At 29.4% G+C, this 14,671-nt stretch carries 14 protein-coding genes; 13 read left to right on the top strand and 1 reads right to left on the bottom strand.

Annotated features, from left to right (window positions below; translation table 11 throughout):
• Positions 1 to 41 precede the first annotated feature (41 nt).
• From ABDZ69_RS03440 to ABDZ69_RS03455, 4 genes are all read left to right on the top strand, one after another.
• On the top strand, positions 42 to 542 hold the full coding sequence (locus ABDZ69_RS03440; protein WP_343766605.1) for a tryptophan transporter: 501 nt from the start codon (positions 42 to 44) through the stop codon (positions 540 to 542).
• 51 nt (positions 543 to 593) lie between these two features.
• Positions 594 to 1,898 carry a M48 family metallopeptidase gene (locus ABDZ69_RS03445; RefSeq protein WP_343766607.1) on the top strand — a complete coding sequence of 435 codons (1,305 nt, stop codon included), beginning with the start codon at positions 594 to 596 and terminating at the stop codon, positions 1,896 to 1,898.
• Between the two features lie 20 nt (positions 1,899 to 1,918).
• Entirely contained in the window at positions 1,919 to 2,389 is a 471-nt protein-coding gene (locus ABDZ69_RS03450) for a hypothetical protein (RefSeq protein ID WP_343766610.1), read from the top strand.
• A gap of 86 nt (positions 2,390 to 2,475) precedes the next feature.
• On the top strand, positions 2,476 to 4,242 hold the full coding sequence (locus ABDZ69_RS03455) for a putative bifunctional diguanylate cyclase/phosphodiesterase (protein WP_343766612.1): 1,767 nt from the start codon (positions 2,476 to 2,478) through the stop codon (positions 4,240 to 4,242).
• A gap of 196 nt (positions 4,243 to 4,438) precedes the next feature.
• Here ABDZ69_RS03455 and ABDZ69_RS03460 read toward each other — a convergent pair whose 3' ends face one another.
• Positions 4,439 to 5,365, bottom strand: a complete 927-nt coding sequence (locus tag ABDZ69_RS03460) for a DUF4349 domain-containing protein (RefSeq protein ID WP_343766615.1) — start codon at positions 5,363 to 5,365, stop codon at positions 4,439 to 4,441.
• A gap of 112 nt (positions 5,366 to 5,477) precedes the next feature.
• On the opposite strand from ABDZ69_RS03460, the gene ABDZ69_RS03465 reads away from it, so the two are divergent.
• The 9 genes from ABDZ69_RS03465 to ABDZ69_RS03505 all read left to right on the top strand — a co-directional run bounded on the left by ABDZ69_RS03465 (position 5,478) and on the right by ABDZ69_RS03505 (position 14,667).
• The gene (locus ABDZ69_RS03465; protein WP_343766617.1) at positions 5,478 to 6,638 is read left to right on the top strand and encodes an amidohydrolase; all 1,161 of its coding nucleotides are present in this window, start codon (positions 5,478 to 5,480) and stop codon (positions 6,636 to 6,638) included.
• Positions 6,638 to 7,327, top strand: a complete 690-nt coding sequence (locus tag ABDZ69_RS03470) for a nucleotidyltransferase domain-containing protein (protein WP_343766620.1) — start codon at positions 6,638 to 6,640, stop codon at positions 7,325 to 7,327. Before ABDZ69_RS03465 ends, ABDZ69_RS03470 begins: the two co-directional genes overlap by 1 nt.
• Before the next feature lie 74 nt (positions 7,328 to 7,401).
• Complete coding sequence (locus tag ABDZ69_RS03475) at positions 7,402 to 7,575, top strand: MarR family transcriptional regulator (protein ID WP_343766623.1); 174 nt, start codon at positions 7,402 to 7,404, stop codon at positions 7,573 to 7,575.
• 48 nt (positions 7,576 to 7,623) lie between these two features.
• Positions 7,624 to 9,444: a MutS-related protein gene (locus ABDZ69_RS03480; RefSeq protein WP_343766626.1), complete on the top strand. Its 1,821-nt coding sequence runs from the start codon at positions 7,624 to 7,626 to the stop codon at positions 9,442 to 9,444.
• Positions 9,445 to 9,451: 7 nt separating this feature from the next.
• Positions 9,452 to 10,057, top strand: coding sequence for an SOS response-associated peptidase (locus ABDZ69_RS03485; RefSeq protein WP_343766629.1), 606 nt, complete (start codon positions 9,452 to 9,454; stop codon positions 10,055 to 10,057).
• 134 nt (positions 10,058 to 10,191) lie between these two features.
• Positions 10,192 to 11,061, top strand: a complete 870-nt coding sequence (locus tag ABDZ69_RS03490) for a ComEC/Rec2 family competence protein (RefSeq protein WP_343766632.1) — start codon at positions 10,192 to 10,194, stop codon at positions 11,059 to 11,061.
• Between the two features lie 6 nt (positions 11,062 to 11,067).
• Positions 11,068 to 12,666, top strand: coding sequence for an ATP-binding protein (locus tag ABDZ69_RS03495; protein WP_343766635.1), 1,599 nt, complete (start codon positions 11,068 to 11,070; stop codon positions 12,664 to 12,666).
• Positions 12,659 to 13,336, top strand: coding sequence for a response regulator (locus ABDZ69_RS03500; RefSeq protein ID WP_343766638.1), 678 nt, complete (start codon positions 12,659 to 12,661; stop codon positions 13,334 to 13,336). Before ABDZ69_RS03495 ends, ABDZ69_RS03500 begins: the two co-directional genes overlap by 8 nt.
• A 158-nt stretch (positions 13,337 to 13,494) precedes the next feature.
• Positions 13,495 to 14,667, top strand: coding sequence for an NAD(P)-dependent malic enzyme (locus ABDZ69_RS03505; protein ID WP_343766641.1), 1,173 nt, complete (start codon positions 13,495 to 13,497; stop codon positions 14,665 to 14,667).
• The last annotated feature ends 4 nt before the right edge of the window (positions 14,668 to 14,671 follow it).

Here is a 14,671-nt window from a genome sequence, read left to right on the forward strand (position 1 = left end):
TTTGTAATATAAAAAATTATTAATTGAAGGGAGTTTTTATTATGTCATTAAAAAAATTTGTTTTAAGTTCAGTTCTATTAGCGGTAGGTTTGCTGCTACATCAAGTGTCACCCAATTTTGTATTTGGTTTGAGACCAGATTTTCTTCTTATAATGATGTTTATTTCTTTATCTTTCGTGGAAGATTTTAAGTATGTGTTTGTAATTGGATTAGTTTCAGGAGTGTTAACAGCTCTTACCACTACCTTTCCAGGAGGACAACTTCCAAATATAATAGATAAAGTAATTACTGCGCCGGCGGTGTATATGTTGATGAGAGTTTTTAATACTAAATTAAATGGGAAAATTGGAACTATTATTATAGGCTTTTTGGGTACACTAATAAGTGGTACAATATTTTTGTTATCAGCTTTATATTTAGTAGGTTTGCCAGCTAGTTTAGGAGTACTATTTCCAACAGTTTTAGTTGCAGCTTTTTTGAACTCTATGTGTATATCTTTTATAACAAAAATATTAAATGTTACATTAAAATATTCTAACTAGATTATATATAAATCATGTTTATAATATAATAGTCATAAAGGGGGGAGAAGTTTGAGAAAATCTTTTTATTTAACCATAGGTATATTTTTTACCGTAATATTTTTATTTGTCTTTTCTGTGAGATATTTTGAAAATGCCAACATGGAAAAATTGAAAAATACTAGTGGGTATTCTATAGTACTAGATAATGGAGAAGAAATAACCTTATCAAAGGTATCGGATAAGGCTATAGAATATAGAAAGGTAAATCTAAATTTATGGTCAATTAATTTGGTTCTAGGTTTTGCTATACCAATTATATTTGTAATCAGTGGATTTGGTAAAAAACTAAGTGATTATTTGGGAAAAGTCAGTAATAATTATATTATTCAATTAGCATTATTTTTTATAATATACGTTACCATAAGTAATCTCATAACTTTTCCCTTAGATTATTATAGAAGTTTCGTTCATAGGCATAATTTTGGTTTATCAAATCAAAGTTTTTACAAATGGATAACGGATTATTTAAAGAATTTTGGATTAAATAACTTAGTAACTTCCGCCTTCATTTGGGTGCCGTATTTTATAATTATTAAAAGTCCTAAAAGATGGTGGTTATACAATGGAATTTTATTTATACCATTTTTAATGTTCGTAACCTTTATATCCCCCACCTATATAGACCCATTGTTTAATAAATATACCTCTATTCAAGACAAGGAATTGCAAAGAGGAATAGAGCATCAATTGAGTATGGCAGGTATTGGAGATAGTAAAGTTTATCAGGTAAATAAAAGCGTTGATACAAAAGAGATGAATGCTTATATGACGGGAGTTTTTGGTTCTAAGAGAATAGTTCTTTGGGACACCACTATTAATAATTTAACCAGAGGAGAAACCTTGTCCATAACTGCCCACGAAATTGCCCACTATGTGATGGGTCATGTATGGAAATCTATAGTTTTAGGAGGATTATTGTTTATACTAGTTTTATATTTGGTGAATAAAACTATCCTATGGATTTTGTTCCATTGGGGAGGGGTTCTGGGAGTGACTAAGATACATCATTTAGCCTTTATGCCTATGATGATTTTGGTAATAAACATATTTTTATTTCTCTCAAATCCTATAACAAATACTTTCTCTAGATATGTGGAAAGGCAAGCAGATATTTATGCTATAGAAATGACTAAAGATAATTCATCAGTTATTACCTCCACCATAAAACTTCATGAAAATAGTTTAGTATTGCCAAGGGCAAGCAAAATTTATGAGATTTGGTACTATTCACATCCGTCCTATTATGATAGAGTGGAATTGGCAAAAGAGTATAAACCTTGGAGGGAAAATAAGCCTCTAAAATATATCAAATAATATAAATTAGGAGGAATTTTATGTTTATAAATTCAGAGGAAAGCTTAAATCTAATAATAAGCAATAAGTTTGATGCCTTAGAAAATAGCGATAAAAAAGTAAAAGATGTTCTTCCAGAAGGTTTTGAAAATATATTAAAAGTGTATATATACAATAATAAAGATGGCATACTGAAATTTATAAAGAGCTTTACAGAAAAACAGGACTTTAAAGCTAATATACGAAAAGAAGTTAGTAAATTACTAGAAGGAGTCAACCCAGCCTTAAGAAAATTTATTAACTTAGACAATTTATGCAATAATATATTCGATGGAATAGATAAGTATATTGAAAACCCTGAAAATTCTATGAAGGTTCTAGAATTAATATATAAAGCTATGGACATAATTAAGGAAAAGAGCCTAAGAGATATTTTACCTTATATTCCCTATGAGGGTAAAAAAACCATAATAAACTTTATATCTAACAATATTTACAAAATTTTAAACTAAATATTATAAAATGTAACAAATTTATGGTAATATAGTATAATACGGGTGAAATATACATTGCATAATGTTGTAAGTGGGTGTTGGTTATGGAAATGACTAAAGACTTAAAATTAAGCGTATCTTTAGATGAATTTAAAACACAATACGAAAGATTAAAACAAAATGAGGAAGCCTTAAGGGTTAGCGAAGAAAGATATAGACTGGCTGTAGAAGGAGCAAATGATGGTCTTTGGGATTGGGATTTTGTTACTAACAAGTTTTTTATTTCAGAAAAGTGGAAGAGAGAACTACCAAATGAAATATTAAACCCCAAATTAAGCATTATGGGAAAATGGACGAGATTAATACATCCTGAAGATTTAAATGAGGCTTTAAATAGTTTTAAAGAATACTTAAAGGGAAATAGTGAGTATTTATTTTGTGAATATAGATTTAGGACTAAAGATGACTATAAATGGGTTCTAACTAGAGGAAAGATATTAAGAGATAAAGTTGGAAAACCTATTAGAATGGCAGGCTCTATTTCAGACATAACATATAGAAAAATATATGAAGAAAAAATAAAAGATTTAGCTTATTATGATAGGTTAACTAAGCTTCCTAATTTTCATTATTCAAAAGAAATAATAGGGGAAAAAATAAAAAATAATAATGGTATAAGAAAATTTGCGTTATTTTTAATTGATCTTGATAATTTTAGAAACATAAATGATACTTTAGGTCATCAATTTGGTGATGAGGTTTTAATTACTATAAAAGAAAAACTAAAGCTTATCATAAGTGATAATGATATATTATGTAAAACCGGTGAAGACGAATTTTTAATAATTAAAGATATTGACTATGGAAAATTAGAGGCGGAAAACTTTGCAAAAGAAATATTAAATTATTTTCAAGGTCCCTTGTCCATACATAATCATGAGATATACTCTACTATTAGTATAGGCATAGAAATTTATCCAGACAATGTGGAAGATGCTTTTGGACTACTGAGAAATGTAGATAGTGCTATGTATTCCGCCAAGGAAAAGGGAAGAAATACCTATGAGTTTTTTAATACAGACATATATAAAGATATTGTAAAGAAGATAAGCCTAGAGAGTGATCTAAGAAAAGCTATTAAAAATAATGAATTTGAACTTTATTATCAACCTCAAATGGATTTAAATACAGAGGAAATTATTGGAGTAGAAGCATTAATAAGATGGAATCACCCACATAAGGGATTGATTTCTCCGGTACAGTTCATTCCCTTGGCAGAAAATACAGGGCTCATAGTGAATATTGGTAAATGGGTAATAGAGACAGTGTGCAAGCAGAACATGAAGTGGCAGGATATGGGATATGAAGATGTGGTTATATCTATAAATGTTTCATCAATACAGCTTCAACAAAAGGATTTTATAAATTTTGTCAGCGATGCTCTAAAAAAATATAATATGAAAGCAGAACTGTTAAACATTGAAATAACTGAAAGCACTTTGATGAAATCCATAGATTCTGTTGTTATAAAGCTAAAGTCCTTAAAAGAATTAGGAGTAGGAATTTCTTTGGATGACTTTGGAACAGGTTATTCTTCCTTAAGTTACTTAAAAAAATTACCTATTGATACTCTCAAAATTGATAAGATTTTCATAGATGATGTAAATGAACATTCTATAGAGGATGCCATAACAGGAGAAATAATTCAATTAGCCCATAAAATGAAGATAGATGTTGTAGCAGAAGGGGTAGAGGAGAAGAATCAAATCCATCTATTAAAGTCTCAAAATTGTGACAAAATTCAAGGATATGTTTTAAGTAAACCTGTACCCAAAGAAGAAGTCATAAAATTTTTTAAAAGTAAACTATAACCCATATTAGTTTACTTTTTATTTTGTCCCATGACTAGCCGCTATTAGAAATCTGTTTATAAAAAAATAAAACGGAAGACGTATCTTCCGTTTAAAAGGGGGAGGTCTAATATTTAGTTAACAACTTAATTATATTATAAAGTGTAAATATTAAATTAAAATTATGAATATATGAATAAATCATAAACATTTAAATTTAGTTATCTTTTTCATCTTTTTTTAATAAATTTTTAACTTTTAAATTTTTATTTTTGTAAAAATATTTAATAACAAATAGTATAGGTATTAATACTACTAAATAAGGAATTGATGAAATGATAAATAGTATAATTAATTTAAACAAATATATTACATTTTCTATTGAAGAAACAAAGGCATAGTATGCTTTGTCTTTTAAAGATAAAGGATTAGCTTTTTTATATTTTTGTACTTCGTATAAATTTATATTTATGGTAGTGTAATCTATTAGGTTATTCCATTTCTTTAATGTTCCTGTTAAAGTTTCTATTTCATATCGAACTCTCTCTAGTTCTTTTTCTATTTCCAAAATATCCTTTAGTTCTCCAGATTTTTTTAATAACTCAAGGAGTCTTTCTTGCTGAATGGTTAAGGACTTAAGTCTAGCTTCTGTATCAAAGTATTGTGAAGTAATGTCATTGCTATTTATATTTTGGTTAACAACACTTCCTATGGATTCCATATCCTTTAGAAAGGCCTCAAAATTTTTCGCAGGTATTCTTGCTGAAATATTGGCATGCCTGTTTTGAATATTAGTATCGTTGTCTACTCTTTTGCCGCTTACATTAGAATTTTCTACATATCCGCCAATGGCCTTTATTTTATTTATTAAATCATTAGAACTTTTATCAAACTCTAAAGTTTGAATTTCAACGGTAGCATTTTGAATAATTTTTCTGTTTGAAAGTTGTATATTATTACTAGTTGAAGTATCTAATGGAGGTCCAATACCAGAAGTAGTTCCACCTTTGTCGGCTATAGAATACTCTGCCTTATTTTCTGTAGACGAATCTGCTACATGAGAAGCCTTCTTTGAAGAGCCACAAGCTGTAAATATCATTAAAGCCACCATTAATCCAGTAAAATATTTAAAATACTTTTTCATAAATTAAAACCCCCTTAAGTATTATAATAGCATATATAATATATACGTAAACATCATGGGAAAAGTATGGTAATATAAATATATAAAGTGAAACTTAGGGAGATGGTTTTTAGTGTTGTTAATTAAAAATGGTAAAGTATTTACTATGACTGGAGAGAACTATGAAAACGGAAGCATTTTAATTCACAATGGAAAAATATTAGAAGTTGGTTTAGATATAACTGTTCCAGAAGAATGTGAGATCATTGATGCAAAGGGAGGATGGGTTACTCCAGGTTTTATTGAAGCTCATTGTCATATAGGATTAATAGAAGAAGGAATGGGCTTTGAAGGAAATGATATAAATGAAAGTACGGATCCAATAACTCCTCATTTAAGGGCTATAGATGGAGTTAATCCTTTTGACACAGCCTTTCATGAAGCTATAAAAGGGGGAGTTACTACGGTAATGACAGGACCAGGTAGTGCTAATGTTATAGGAGGACAGTTCGCTATAATGAAGACTAATGGTATTTCTGTAGATAAAATGGTGATTAAGACTCCCAGCGCTGTAAAAGTTGCTTTTGGCGAAAATCCAAAGAGAGTATATAATTCTAAAGGGAAAATGCCAATTACTAGAATGGCCACAGCGGCATTACTTAGAGAAACTTTAGTTAAGGTTAAAAATTATAAAAGTAGAAAGGATACAGCTACTTTAAAGGGAGATAATTTTGATATAGATTTAAAAATGGAAGCTTTAATACCAGTTCTTCAAAAAAAAATACCACTAAAGGCACATGCACATAGAGGGGATGATATTTTAACTGCAATAAGAATTGCTAAGGAATTTGACATATTGATGACAATAGATCATTGTAGTGAAGGGGAATTGGTAGCAGACTATATAAGAGAATCAGGTTTTCCAGCAATAGTTGGCCCCACATTAACCTTTAAAAGTAAGATAGAGGTTAAGAATAAGAGTTTTACCACTCCGGGAGTGCTTAGTAATAAAGGGATAAAAGTAGCTATAACTACAGATCACCCTGTTGTACCTATTGAATATTTACCTATTTGTGCAGGATTTGCAGCCAAGGCAGGATGGAATGAGACAGAAGCTTTAAAAGCTATTACTATAAATGCAGCAGAAATACTAGGAGTAGAAGATAGAGTAGGAAGTATCGCCAAGGGGAAAGATGGTGATATAGTTATATTTAATGGCAACCCATTAGATAGTCTTACAAAAACTCTATATACAATAATTAATGGTGAAGTAGTTTATAAAGGTGATGTTTAATGGAACTTTATGAGAGGATTGAACACTTTAAGGATGAAATAGTTAAGGTATTTAGTTCTAGAGTAGAGTGTATATTGCTTACAGGAAGCGTTGCTAGAGAAGAAATAAGAGAAAAAAGTGATATTGATATATGGGTATTTTTAGATGAGATAAAGTTTGAAGATTTATACAAGGTTTCAGAAGTGGTAAAAAACTTCCCTAAAGAGCCTAAAATAAATCCTCAAGTAACTACTTTTAAGGAATGTCTTTTACCTAACTTTACAAGAGAATATTCGCCTATTCAATATAATACAGATGGTAAAGTTTTATATGGAAAGTTAAAAGTACCCTACCCAAAGAGAGAAGAATTTCTTGAAAGTAGTAAAAATTTAGCTGCTTATATTATTATGGGCATTAGACATTTTATAACTATTGATGAAAACGAGAAATCTCTTTTAAGTAAAAAACTATTGAAGAGAATTTTGAAACCTTTAACATGGGCTTTAAGATATAAATATGCAGGAATAAAAGGAAAGTATATTTTAGATTTAGAGAAACTGAAGGATGAGGCTAGTGAAGAAGAAATATATGTTATAGATATATTTCAAAATCTACTACTGGGCAATTATGATATATATGAAGGAAAAGTGAGTATAATATTAGAAAAAACATATAACTTATGTAAAAACTTAATGTACTCAGAATATTAATTAATATTGTTTTTTGTATAATAATTGTTTATTATATAAATAAAGGAAATTCATAAACATAGGAGGGAATTTTTATGGAATTAAAGGATAAAGTACTAGAACTATTAAAAAATTCAGATCCGTTAAAATCTGGTGAAATAGCAGAAAAACTTGAAATTGAAAAAGGTGAAGTAGATAAGGCCATAAAGGTTTTGAAAAAGGAAGAATTAATAGAATCTCCAAAGAGATGTTATTATAGTGCCAAATAAAAAGCCCTCTAAGGGCTTTTTTTAGTATTTTAGAGTAGGTGAAGAGTTTTGGAAAACATAAAATCTTTATATTTAAAAAGAATAGAAAAATACAGTAATTTATTAAAAAAGCAGAAGAAAATAATAAATTTAATTAGTATATGTAGGCTTATTACTTTTTTAGGTGCATGTATGTTCTCTATGTTTATATATAGCAAGAGTAAAAATTATTATTTTACAATTATATCTTTTTTGCTTTGGGGTGTTTTATTCATTGTATTAGCAACCATCCATGAAAAATTAAACCATAATAAGAACCTAGTAGAAAATATTATAGAGATAAATCATATGGGGATAAATAGAGCAGAAGGAAAGTGGAAAGATTTTGAGGATGATGGGAAAGAATATGTGAAAGAAGATCATCCATTTTCAGGAGATTTGGATATATTCGGAAGAGGATCTCTGTTTCAATATATTAATTGTACCACAACCTTTATGGGAAGAAATAAGTTAAAAGACACATTAGAAAATCCAAAATATAATATTGGAGATATATTGAATAGGCAAGAAGCTATTGAAGAATTGGGAAATAATATAAAATGGAGACAGAGATTTCAAGGGGAAGGATTTATAAAAGAGAATAAGGATAAAGAGAAGAGAAAAATTGAAGGTATCTGTGAATGGTGCGACGAGAGACATGATTTATATAAAAAAACAATCATTAAATCATTGATAAACCTATTTTCTTTATGTATTATAAGTTTCATAGTTCTAGCATTTTTGTTTTATGGAGTTTATAAATATTTAGCATTATTTTCAATTACTATAAGTATAATAGTGTTATTTTATGATAATAGCAATAGAAACCTTCTTCTAAATAATGTGTTTATATATAAAAAGTACATACAAAGTTATTATAAAATGATAAATCTAATTGAAAAAGAAAAATTTAATTCTTTTTATATGATTCAGTTAAAAGAAAAAATTATAAAATCTAAAGAAGAAAGCGCATCTATTGCTATAAAAGAGCTTATAGATATTACTAATAGTATTTCAGATAGAGCGAATTTTTTTTATATGATATTTAATATTTTGTTCCTTTTAGATTATAGACACATGATGAATTTAGAAAAATGGAAGGATAAATGGGGAGTCTATTTAAAGGATTGGTTAGAGGTTATAGGGGAGTTTGAAGCTTTATCAGCAATATCTATACTACGTTTTGAAAATCCTAGCTGGACTATGCCCGAGTTTGAAAAAGAAAGTTTATATATTAAAGGAAAAGAGTTAGGTCATCCATTATTAGGTGAAAAAGCCGTAAAAAATAACATTACTATAGGAGAGGGCCATAAGATATTGTTAATAACCGGTTCTAATATGTCAGGTAAAAGTACTTTTCTTAGAACAATAGGGATAAATCTTTTACTATCATATATAGGAGCTCCAGTTTACTCCAAGGAATTTAAGTGCTCTTTGATGGATATTTATACTTGCATGAGGATTAGCGATAATTTAGAAAAAAATATATCTTCATTTTATGGAGAGTTACTGAGAATTCGTAAGTTAATTGAAGGAATAAATGGGGGGAGACCTGTGTTCTTTTTATTAGATGAGATATTTAAAGGCACAAATTCCTTTGATAGACATACAGGTGCAAAGATTTTAATAAATAAATTAAGTAAGGAGAATTCTATAGGTTTAGTATCAACTCACGATTTGGAGTTGAGTAATTTAGAAAGCGAAAATTATAATGTTAAAAACTATCATTTTGAGGAACATTATAAAGATAACAATATATATTTTGATTATAAAATTAAAAAAGGAGTATCCACCACACGAAACGCTTTATATTTAATGAGGATAGCAGGTATAGATGTAAAGGAGGAATAAAAAATATATGTGCGGAAGATTTTTTTTAAATCATCAATTAGAAAAGGTAATTACTTCTTTCAATGTGCTGAATGTAGATTTAAAAGAGGATTATGTAGGTAAAGAAATATTTCCAAGTAACATAGCTGCAGTTATTAAAAATGATAATAAAATACATTATTTAAAATGGGGTTTTTCTATAAAAAGTAGTAATAGCCTAATAATTAATGCTAGAAGCGAAAGTATAGAGGAAAAATATTTATTCAAAAAGGCTCTTTCTAATAGATGCGTAATACCTGCTAGTGGATTTTATGATTGGAAAGAAGATAAAAGTAATAAAATTAAGTATAGAATATCTATGAAAGATGATGAAGTTTTTTCTATGGCAGGATTATATGATATCTTTATAGATGAAAAAGGAGAAGCATATGAAGCTTTTGTAATTATAACTACTGAAGCCAATGAAGAAATGAGTAAAATTCATCATAGAATGCCTGTGATGTTTAAATTAGGAGAAGAGAAGGCTTGGTTATCTGGAGATGAGAACCTACAAGAAATATTAAAATCTTATAAAAATGATTCATTAAAGATTATAGAAGATAGTGGATATGAACAGGTGTCACTCTTATTTTAATACTCTAAGCAATAAAAAAGCTACCTAACTTAAAGTTGAGTTAAGTAGCTTTTTATTGTTTCCATTAATACTGTACAATTGGAGTGGGAGTTAATATAATTAAACTATACAAGATTTTAATAGGAGGTTATAGTTTGAAAAAAAAATATGTTGTAAAATATGTAGTATTTGTATTATTAATGGTATTACTTTCAGCTCTATATGGTTGCGAAGGGTATAGTGTCCAAGTTTCTGTTAATAAAAGTAGTGAAACGAAGGATAAACTTAAAGTTCATTTTATAGATGTTGGACAAGGTGATAGCATATTGCTTCAAAATGGAGAGAGGTTCATGTTAATTGATGGAGGACCTAATTCCTCTACAGACAAAGTCTTAAGCTACTTGAAAAAAACTGGTGTCAAGAACCTTGATTATGTAGTGGCTACACATCCTCATGAAGACCATATAGGAGGAATAGATAAGGTTATTGACACTTTTCAAATTGAAACAGTTTATATGCCAAAGGTTACAGCTACCACAAAAACCTTTAAAGATGTAGTAGAAAGCATGAAAAAGAAAAACCTGAAGGCTAAGATACCAGTAGCTGGAGAGGAATTTAAATTTGGTGAGGCAAAGGTTACCATATTAGCTCCTAATAGTAGCACCTATGAAGATACCAATAATTACTCTATTGTTTTAAAAGTAGCATATGGGGAGAATTCATTTTTATTTACAGGAGATGCAGAAAGTCTATCAGAAAAGGAAATATTGAAGAAGGGATTAGACATAAAGGCAGATGTGATTAAACTAGGTCATCATGGTAGCAGAACCTCTAGTTCATCAGCTTTTTTAAAAGAGGTTAATCCTAAATATGGAGTAATAACTGTGGGTAAGGACAATGATTATGGACATCCTCATAAAGAAATTATGGAACGAGTGAAGGGGATGAATATTAAAATTTATAGAACAGATGAAAAAGGAGACATTGTAATTGTAAGTGATGGTAAGGATATAACATTGGAGTGATAAAATGTGGTTAACAACAACCTTAAATTAAAAACAAAAATTATATATTTAATTTTTACTGTGGTGTTTATATCATTAACTATTACAGTAGTGTTTATGAGTAAATTTAGAGCTTCCTGGGTAAAAAAGGAAATGGAAATTAATTTAATGAATACTACTAAGATGTTATCAAAATCTCCTATGGTAATAGATGTTTTGAAAAGCAAAGGAGAAAAGGAGTCTCTACAAAACTATGTAAAAGACATAGTTGTTTCCTCTAAAAACATAGATTATATAGCTATTATGGATCTAAGTGGAAATACCTATGCAAATTCTGATTTAAACAAGGTTCCAATTAGCAATGAAGTAACTATTGGAGAAGATGTGGCAATAACAAACAATGTTTATTTAGAGGATATGATTGAGAATTTTGGCAAGCTTATTATTACTTTTGTGCCTGTAAGGGATGATAAAAATCATCCCTTAGGGTATGTCACAGCTAAAGTGACTATGAAGAATATGGAGAAGTATAAATATGAAATTTTAGTTCTTATTACTTTAGTAGTGTCTTCAGGGTTAATGATAGGTGCTGTTGGAGCCTTAATAGTCTCTAATAGTGTAAAAAGTTCATTATTAGGATATGAAGCAGAGCAAATATCAAAACTATTTATACAAAAGCAGGAAGTTTTAGATTCTCTAGATGAAGGTATAATAGCTGTAGACGAAAAGCTTAATATTACATTATACAATAAGTCAGCTATTGATATTTTAGGAGGAAGGGAAGAGGTTATTGGAGAGAGCATTTTTACTCTTATTCCTAATTCCAATATTTCCAATGTAATTTTAAAGGGTGAAGCTGAATACAATAAGGAGATGATTATAAATAATACAATAATATTAACAAATAGGATACCCATATTAGATGGGAGCAAGGTTATAGGTGCTGTAACTATTTTTAGAGATAAAACTGAGCTTACCAGACTTGCGGAAGAGGTCACAGGAGTAAGGCAAGTAGTAGATGCATTGAGAGCCAGCAATCATGAATTTTTAAACAAGCTACATGTAATACTAGGGCTAATACATATAGGGGAAATAGACGAAGTTAAAAAATATATAATTAAGCAAACAAAAGTGCATCAACAAAAAACTACCATAGTAATGAATAAAATTAAAGATTCTACAGTGGCTGCTCTAATGCTTGGCAAAATTAGTCGTGCAAAGGAAATGGGAGTAGAACTAACCATAGATAAAAATAGCATATTAAATAGGTGCAAAGGTAAAATTAATAGCCATAACATGGTTACCATAGTAGGAAATCTATTAGAAAATGCTATTGAAGCTGTAAGCATTAGTGAAAAAGAAAATAAAAATGTACATATACTTATATTGGAAGAGGAGAAAAACATAACTATTAGGGTAAAAGATACTGGAGAGGGTATTGAAGAAGAAGACATTAAATACTTATTCAATAAAGGCTTTTCTACTAAAGGAGAAAATAGGGGAAGGGGACTTTTTATGATTAAGGAATTGGTGGAAAATTTAAAAGGTGAAATTAGTTTCTCTACGGAACTTACCAAAGGGTCGGAATTTATAGTAGTTATAGGAAAGGAGGATAAAAATGATTAAGGTTTTAATTGTAGAAGATGATCCAATGGTTGCTCAAATAAACAGAAAATATACTGAAAGTGTCGAAGCTTTTTCTGTAGTTGGAATTTGTAATAATGGCAAAGAAGCAGTGAATAAAATTAGAGAAGAAGAAGTAGATTTAATAATATTAGATCAGTATATGCCTAAATTAGATGGAATAAGTTTTTTAAAAGAAATAAGGGGTTTGGGTATAATGACTGATGTTATTATGGTTACCGCCGCTGATGATTCAGAAATATTAAATGAAGTATTAAAGCTAGGAGCTGTAGATTATCTTATAAAACCCTTTGAATATGAAAGATTTAGAGATGCTCTAAATAAATTTAAGATAAGATACAGTTTGCTTAATTCAAAGGCTACTATCAATCAAGATGATATAGATAGGATTACGAATTCTAATAACGTAATTTTTAATGAAGAAAATCAAAAGGGTATCAATGAAAGAACTTTAAACAGAATTAAAGTCTTTCTAAAAAAATATAAAGGTAGATACTTTACTTGCGAGGAGGTGGCTGAAGAAATTAAATTATCTAGAGTTACTATAAGAAGATATTTAGAACATTTAAGTTGTTTAGGAGAATTGTCTAGAGATGTGGAATATGGGGAGGTGGGAAGACCAAAAACTACATATAAAAATATGGAAAGGTAATTATCGAAATATTTTAAAAATTTCGTTATAAACTTAACAATAATAAATTTATTTACAAAAGGTTAATAATATTTACAGAATATTGGAATTTTAATTAATTTAATATATTATAGTGTTAATAGATGAGAAATTAATCTAATGAATGGAGAGATGAAATTATGGATTATAAAGAAATGAGTTTAAAACTACATGAAGAAAATTGTGGAAAGATAGAAGTTGTATCAAAGGTTTCTGTTAAGAATAAAACGGATTTAAGTTTAGCATATACCCCAGGAGTGGCAGAACCTTGCAGAAAAATTCATGAAAACGTTGACAATGCGTATAAGTACACAGCTAAAAAGAATTTAGTTGCTGTTGTTAGCGATGGAACAGCGGTACTAGGACTTGGAGATATAGGACCAGAAGCAGCTATGCCTGTTATGGAAGGAAAAGCAATATTGTTCAAAGAATTTGCTAATGTAGATGCTTTCCCAATTTGTTTAGCTACTAAAGATGTAGATGAAATAGTTAAGACAGTAAAATACTTATCACCAACCTTTGGAGGAATAAATCTAGAGGATATAGCAGCGCCAAGATGCTTTGAAATTGAAAGAAGATTAAAGGAAGAATTGGATATTCCTGTATTTCATGATGATCAACACGGTACAGCTATTGTAGTATTTGCAGGATTAATTAATGCTTTAAAAGTAGTAGGTAAGAAGATTGAAGAAGCAAAGATAGTAATTAATGGAGCAGGAGCAGCTGGAATATCCATATGCAAGTTGTTAATGGCTGGAGGAGCTAAAAATATAGTTATGGTTGACTTAAAGGGTGCTTTAGTAGAAGGAGCAGAATGGATGAATGAAGCACAAAAGGCAATTGCCAGCATAACAAATAGAGAATTTGAAAAGGGGGGATTAGGAGAGGTAATTGAAGGAAAAGACGTATTTATAGGAGTTTCAGCACCAAAGGTTTTAACAACTGAAATGGTTTCAAGGATGAATAAGGACGGTATAGTATTTGCTATGGCAAATCCAACACCAGAAATATTCCCAGAGGAAGCTAAGGCTGGAGGAGCTAGAGTAGTTGCAACAGGAAGATCAGATTTCCCAAATCAAATTAACAATGTATTAGTTTTCCCAGGAATCTTCAGGGGAGCTTTAGATGTAAGAGCTAAGGCAATTACAGAGGATATGAAACTAGCAGCTTCAAGAGCTATTGCAAGCATAGTAAAAGACCAGGAGTTAAATGAGGAATATATAATACCAGATCCTTTTAACAAGGAAGTAGCTCAAGTTGTTGCAAAGGCTGTGGGGGACATTGCAATTAAAACTGGTATGTCGAAATTATAATTGT

It is taken from the genome of Clostridium malenominatum, assembly GCF_039521365.1.
GTDB lineage: Bacteria > Bacillota > Clostridia > Clostridiales > Clostridiaceae > Clostridium_AW > Clostridium_AW malenominatum.

Coding starts and splice junctions, on each gene's coding strand:
- ABDZ69_RS03455 (WP_343766612.1), top strand. CDS start 2,476: ATGGAAATGACTAAAGACTTAAAATTAAGCGTATCTTTAGATGAATTT.
- ABDZ69_RS03475 (WP_343766623.1), top strand. CDS start 7,402: ATGGAATTAAAGGATAAAGTACTAGAACTATTAAAAAATTCAGATCCG.
- ABDZ69_RS03440 (WP_343766605.1), top strand. CDS start 42: ATGTCATTAAAAAAATTTGTTTTAAGTTCAGTTCTATTAGCGGTAGGT.
- ABDZ69_RS03485 (WP_343766629.1), top strand. CDS start 9,452: ATGTGCGGAAGATTTTTTTTAAATCATCAATTAGAAAAGGTAATTACT.
- ABDZ69_RS03500 (WP_343766638.1), top strand. CDS start 12,659: ATGATTAAGGTTTTAATTGTAGAAGATGATCCAATGGTTGCTCAAATA.
- ABDZ69_RS03450 (WP_343766610.1), top strand. CDS start 1,919: ATGTTTATAAATTCAGAGGAAAGCTTAAATCTAATAATAAGCAATAAG.
- ABDZ69_RS03505 (WP_343766641.1), top strand. CDS start 13,495: ATGGATTATAAAGAAATGAGTTTAAAACTACATGAAGAAAATTGTGGA.
- ABDZ69_RS03460 (WP_343766615.1), bottom strand. CDS start 5,365: ATGAAAAAGTATTTTAAATATTTTACTGGATTAATGGTGGCTTTAATG.
- ABDZ69_RS03470 (WP_343766620.1), top strand. CDS start 6,638: ATGGAACTTTATGAGAGGATTGAACACTTTAAGGATGAAATAGTTAAG.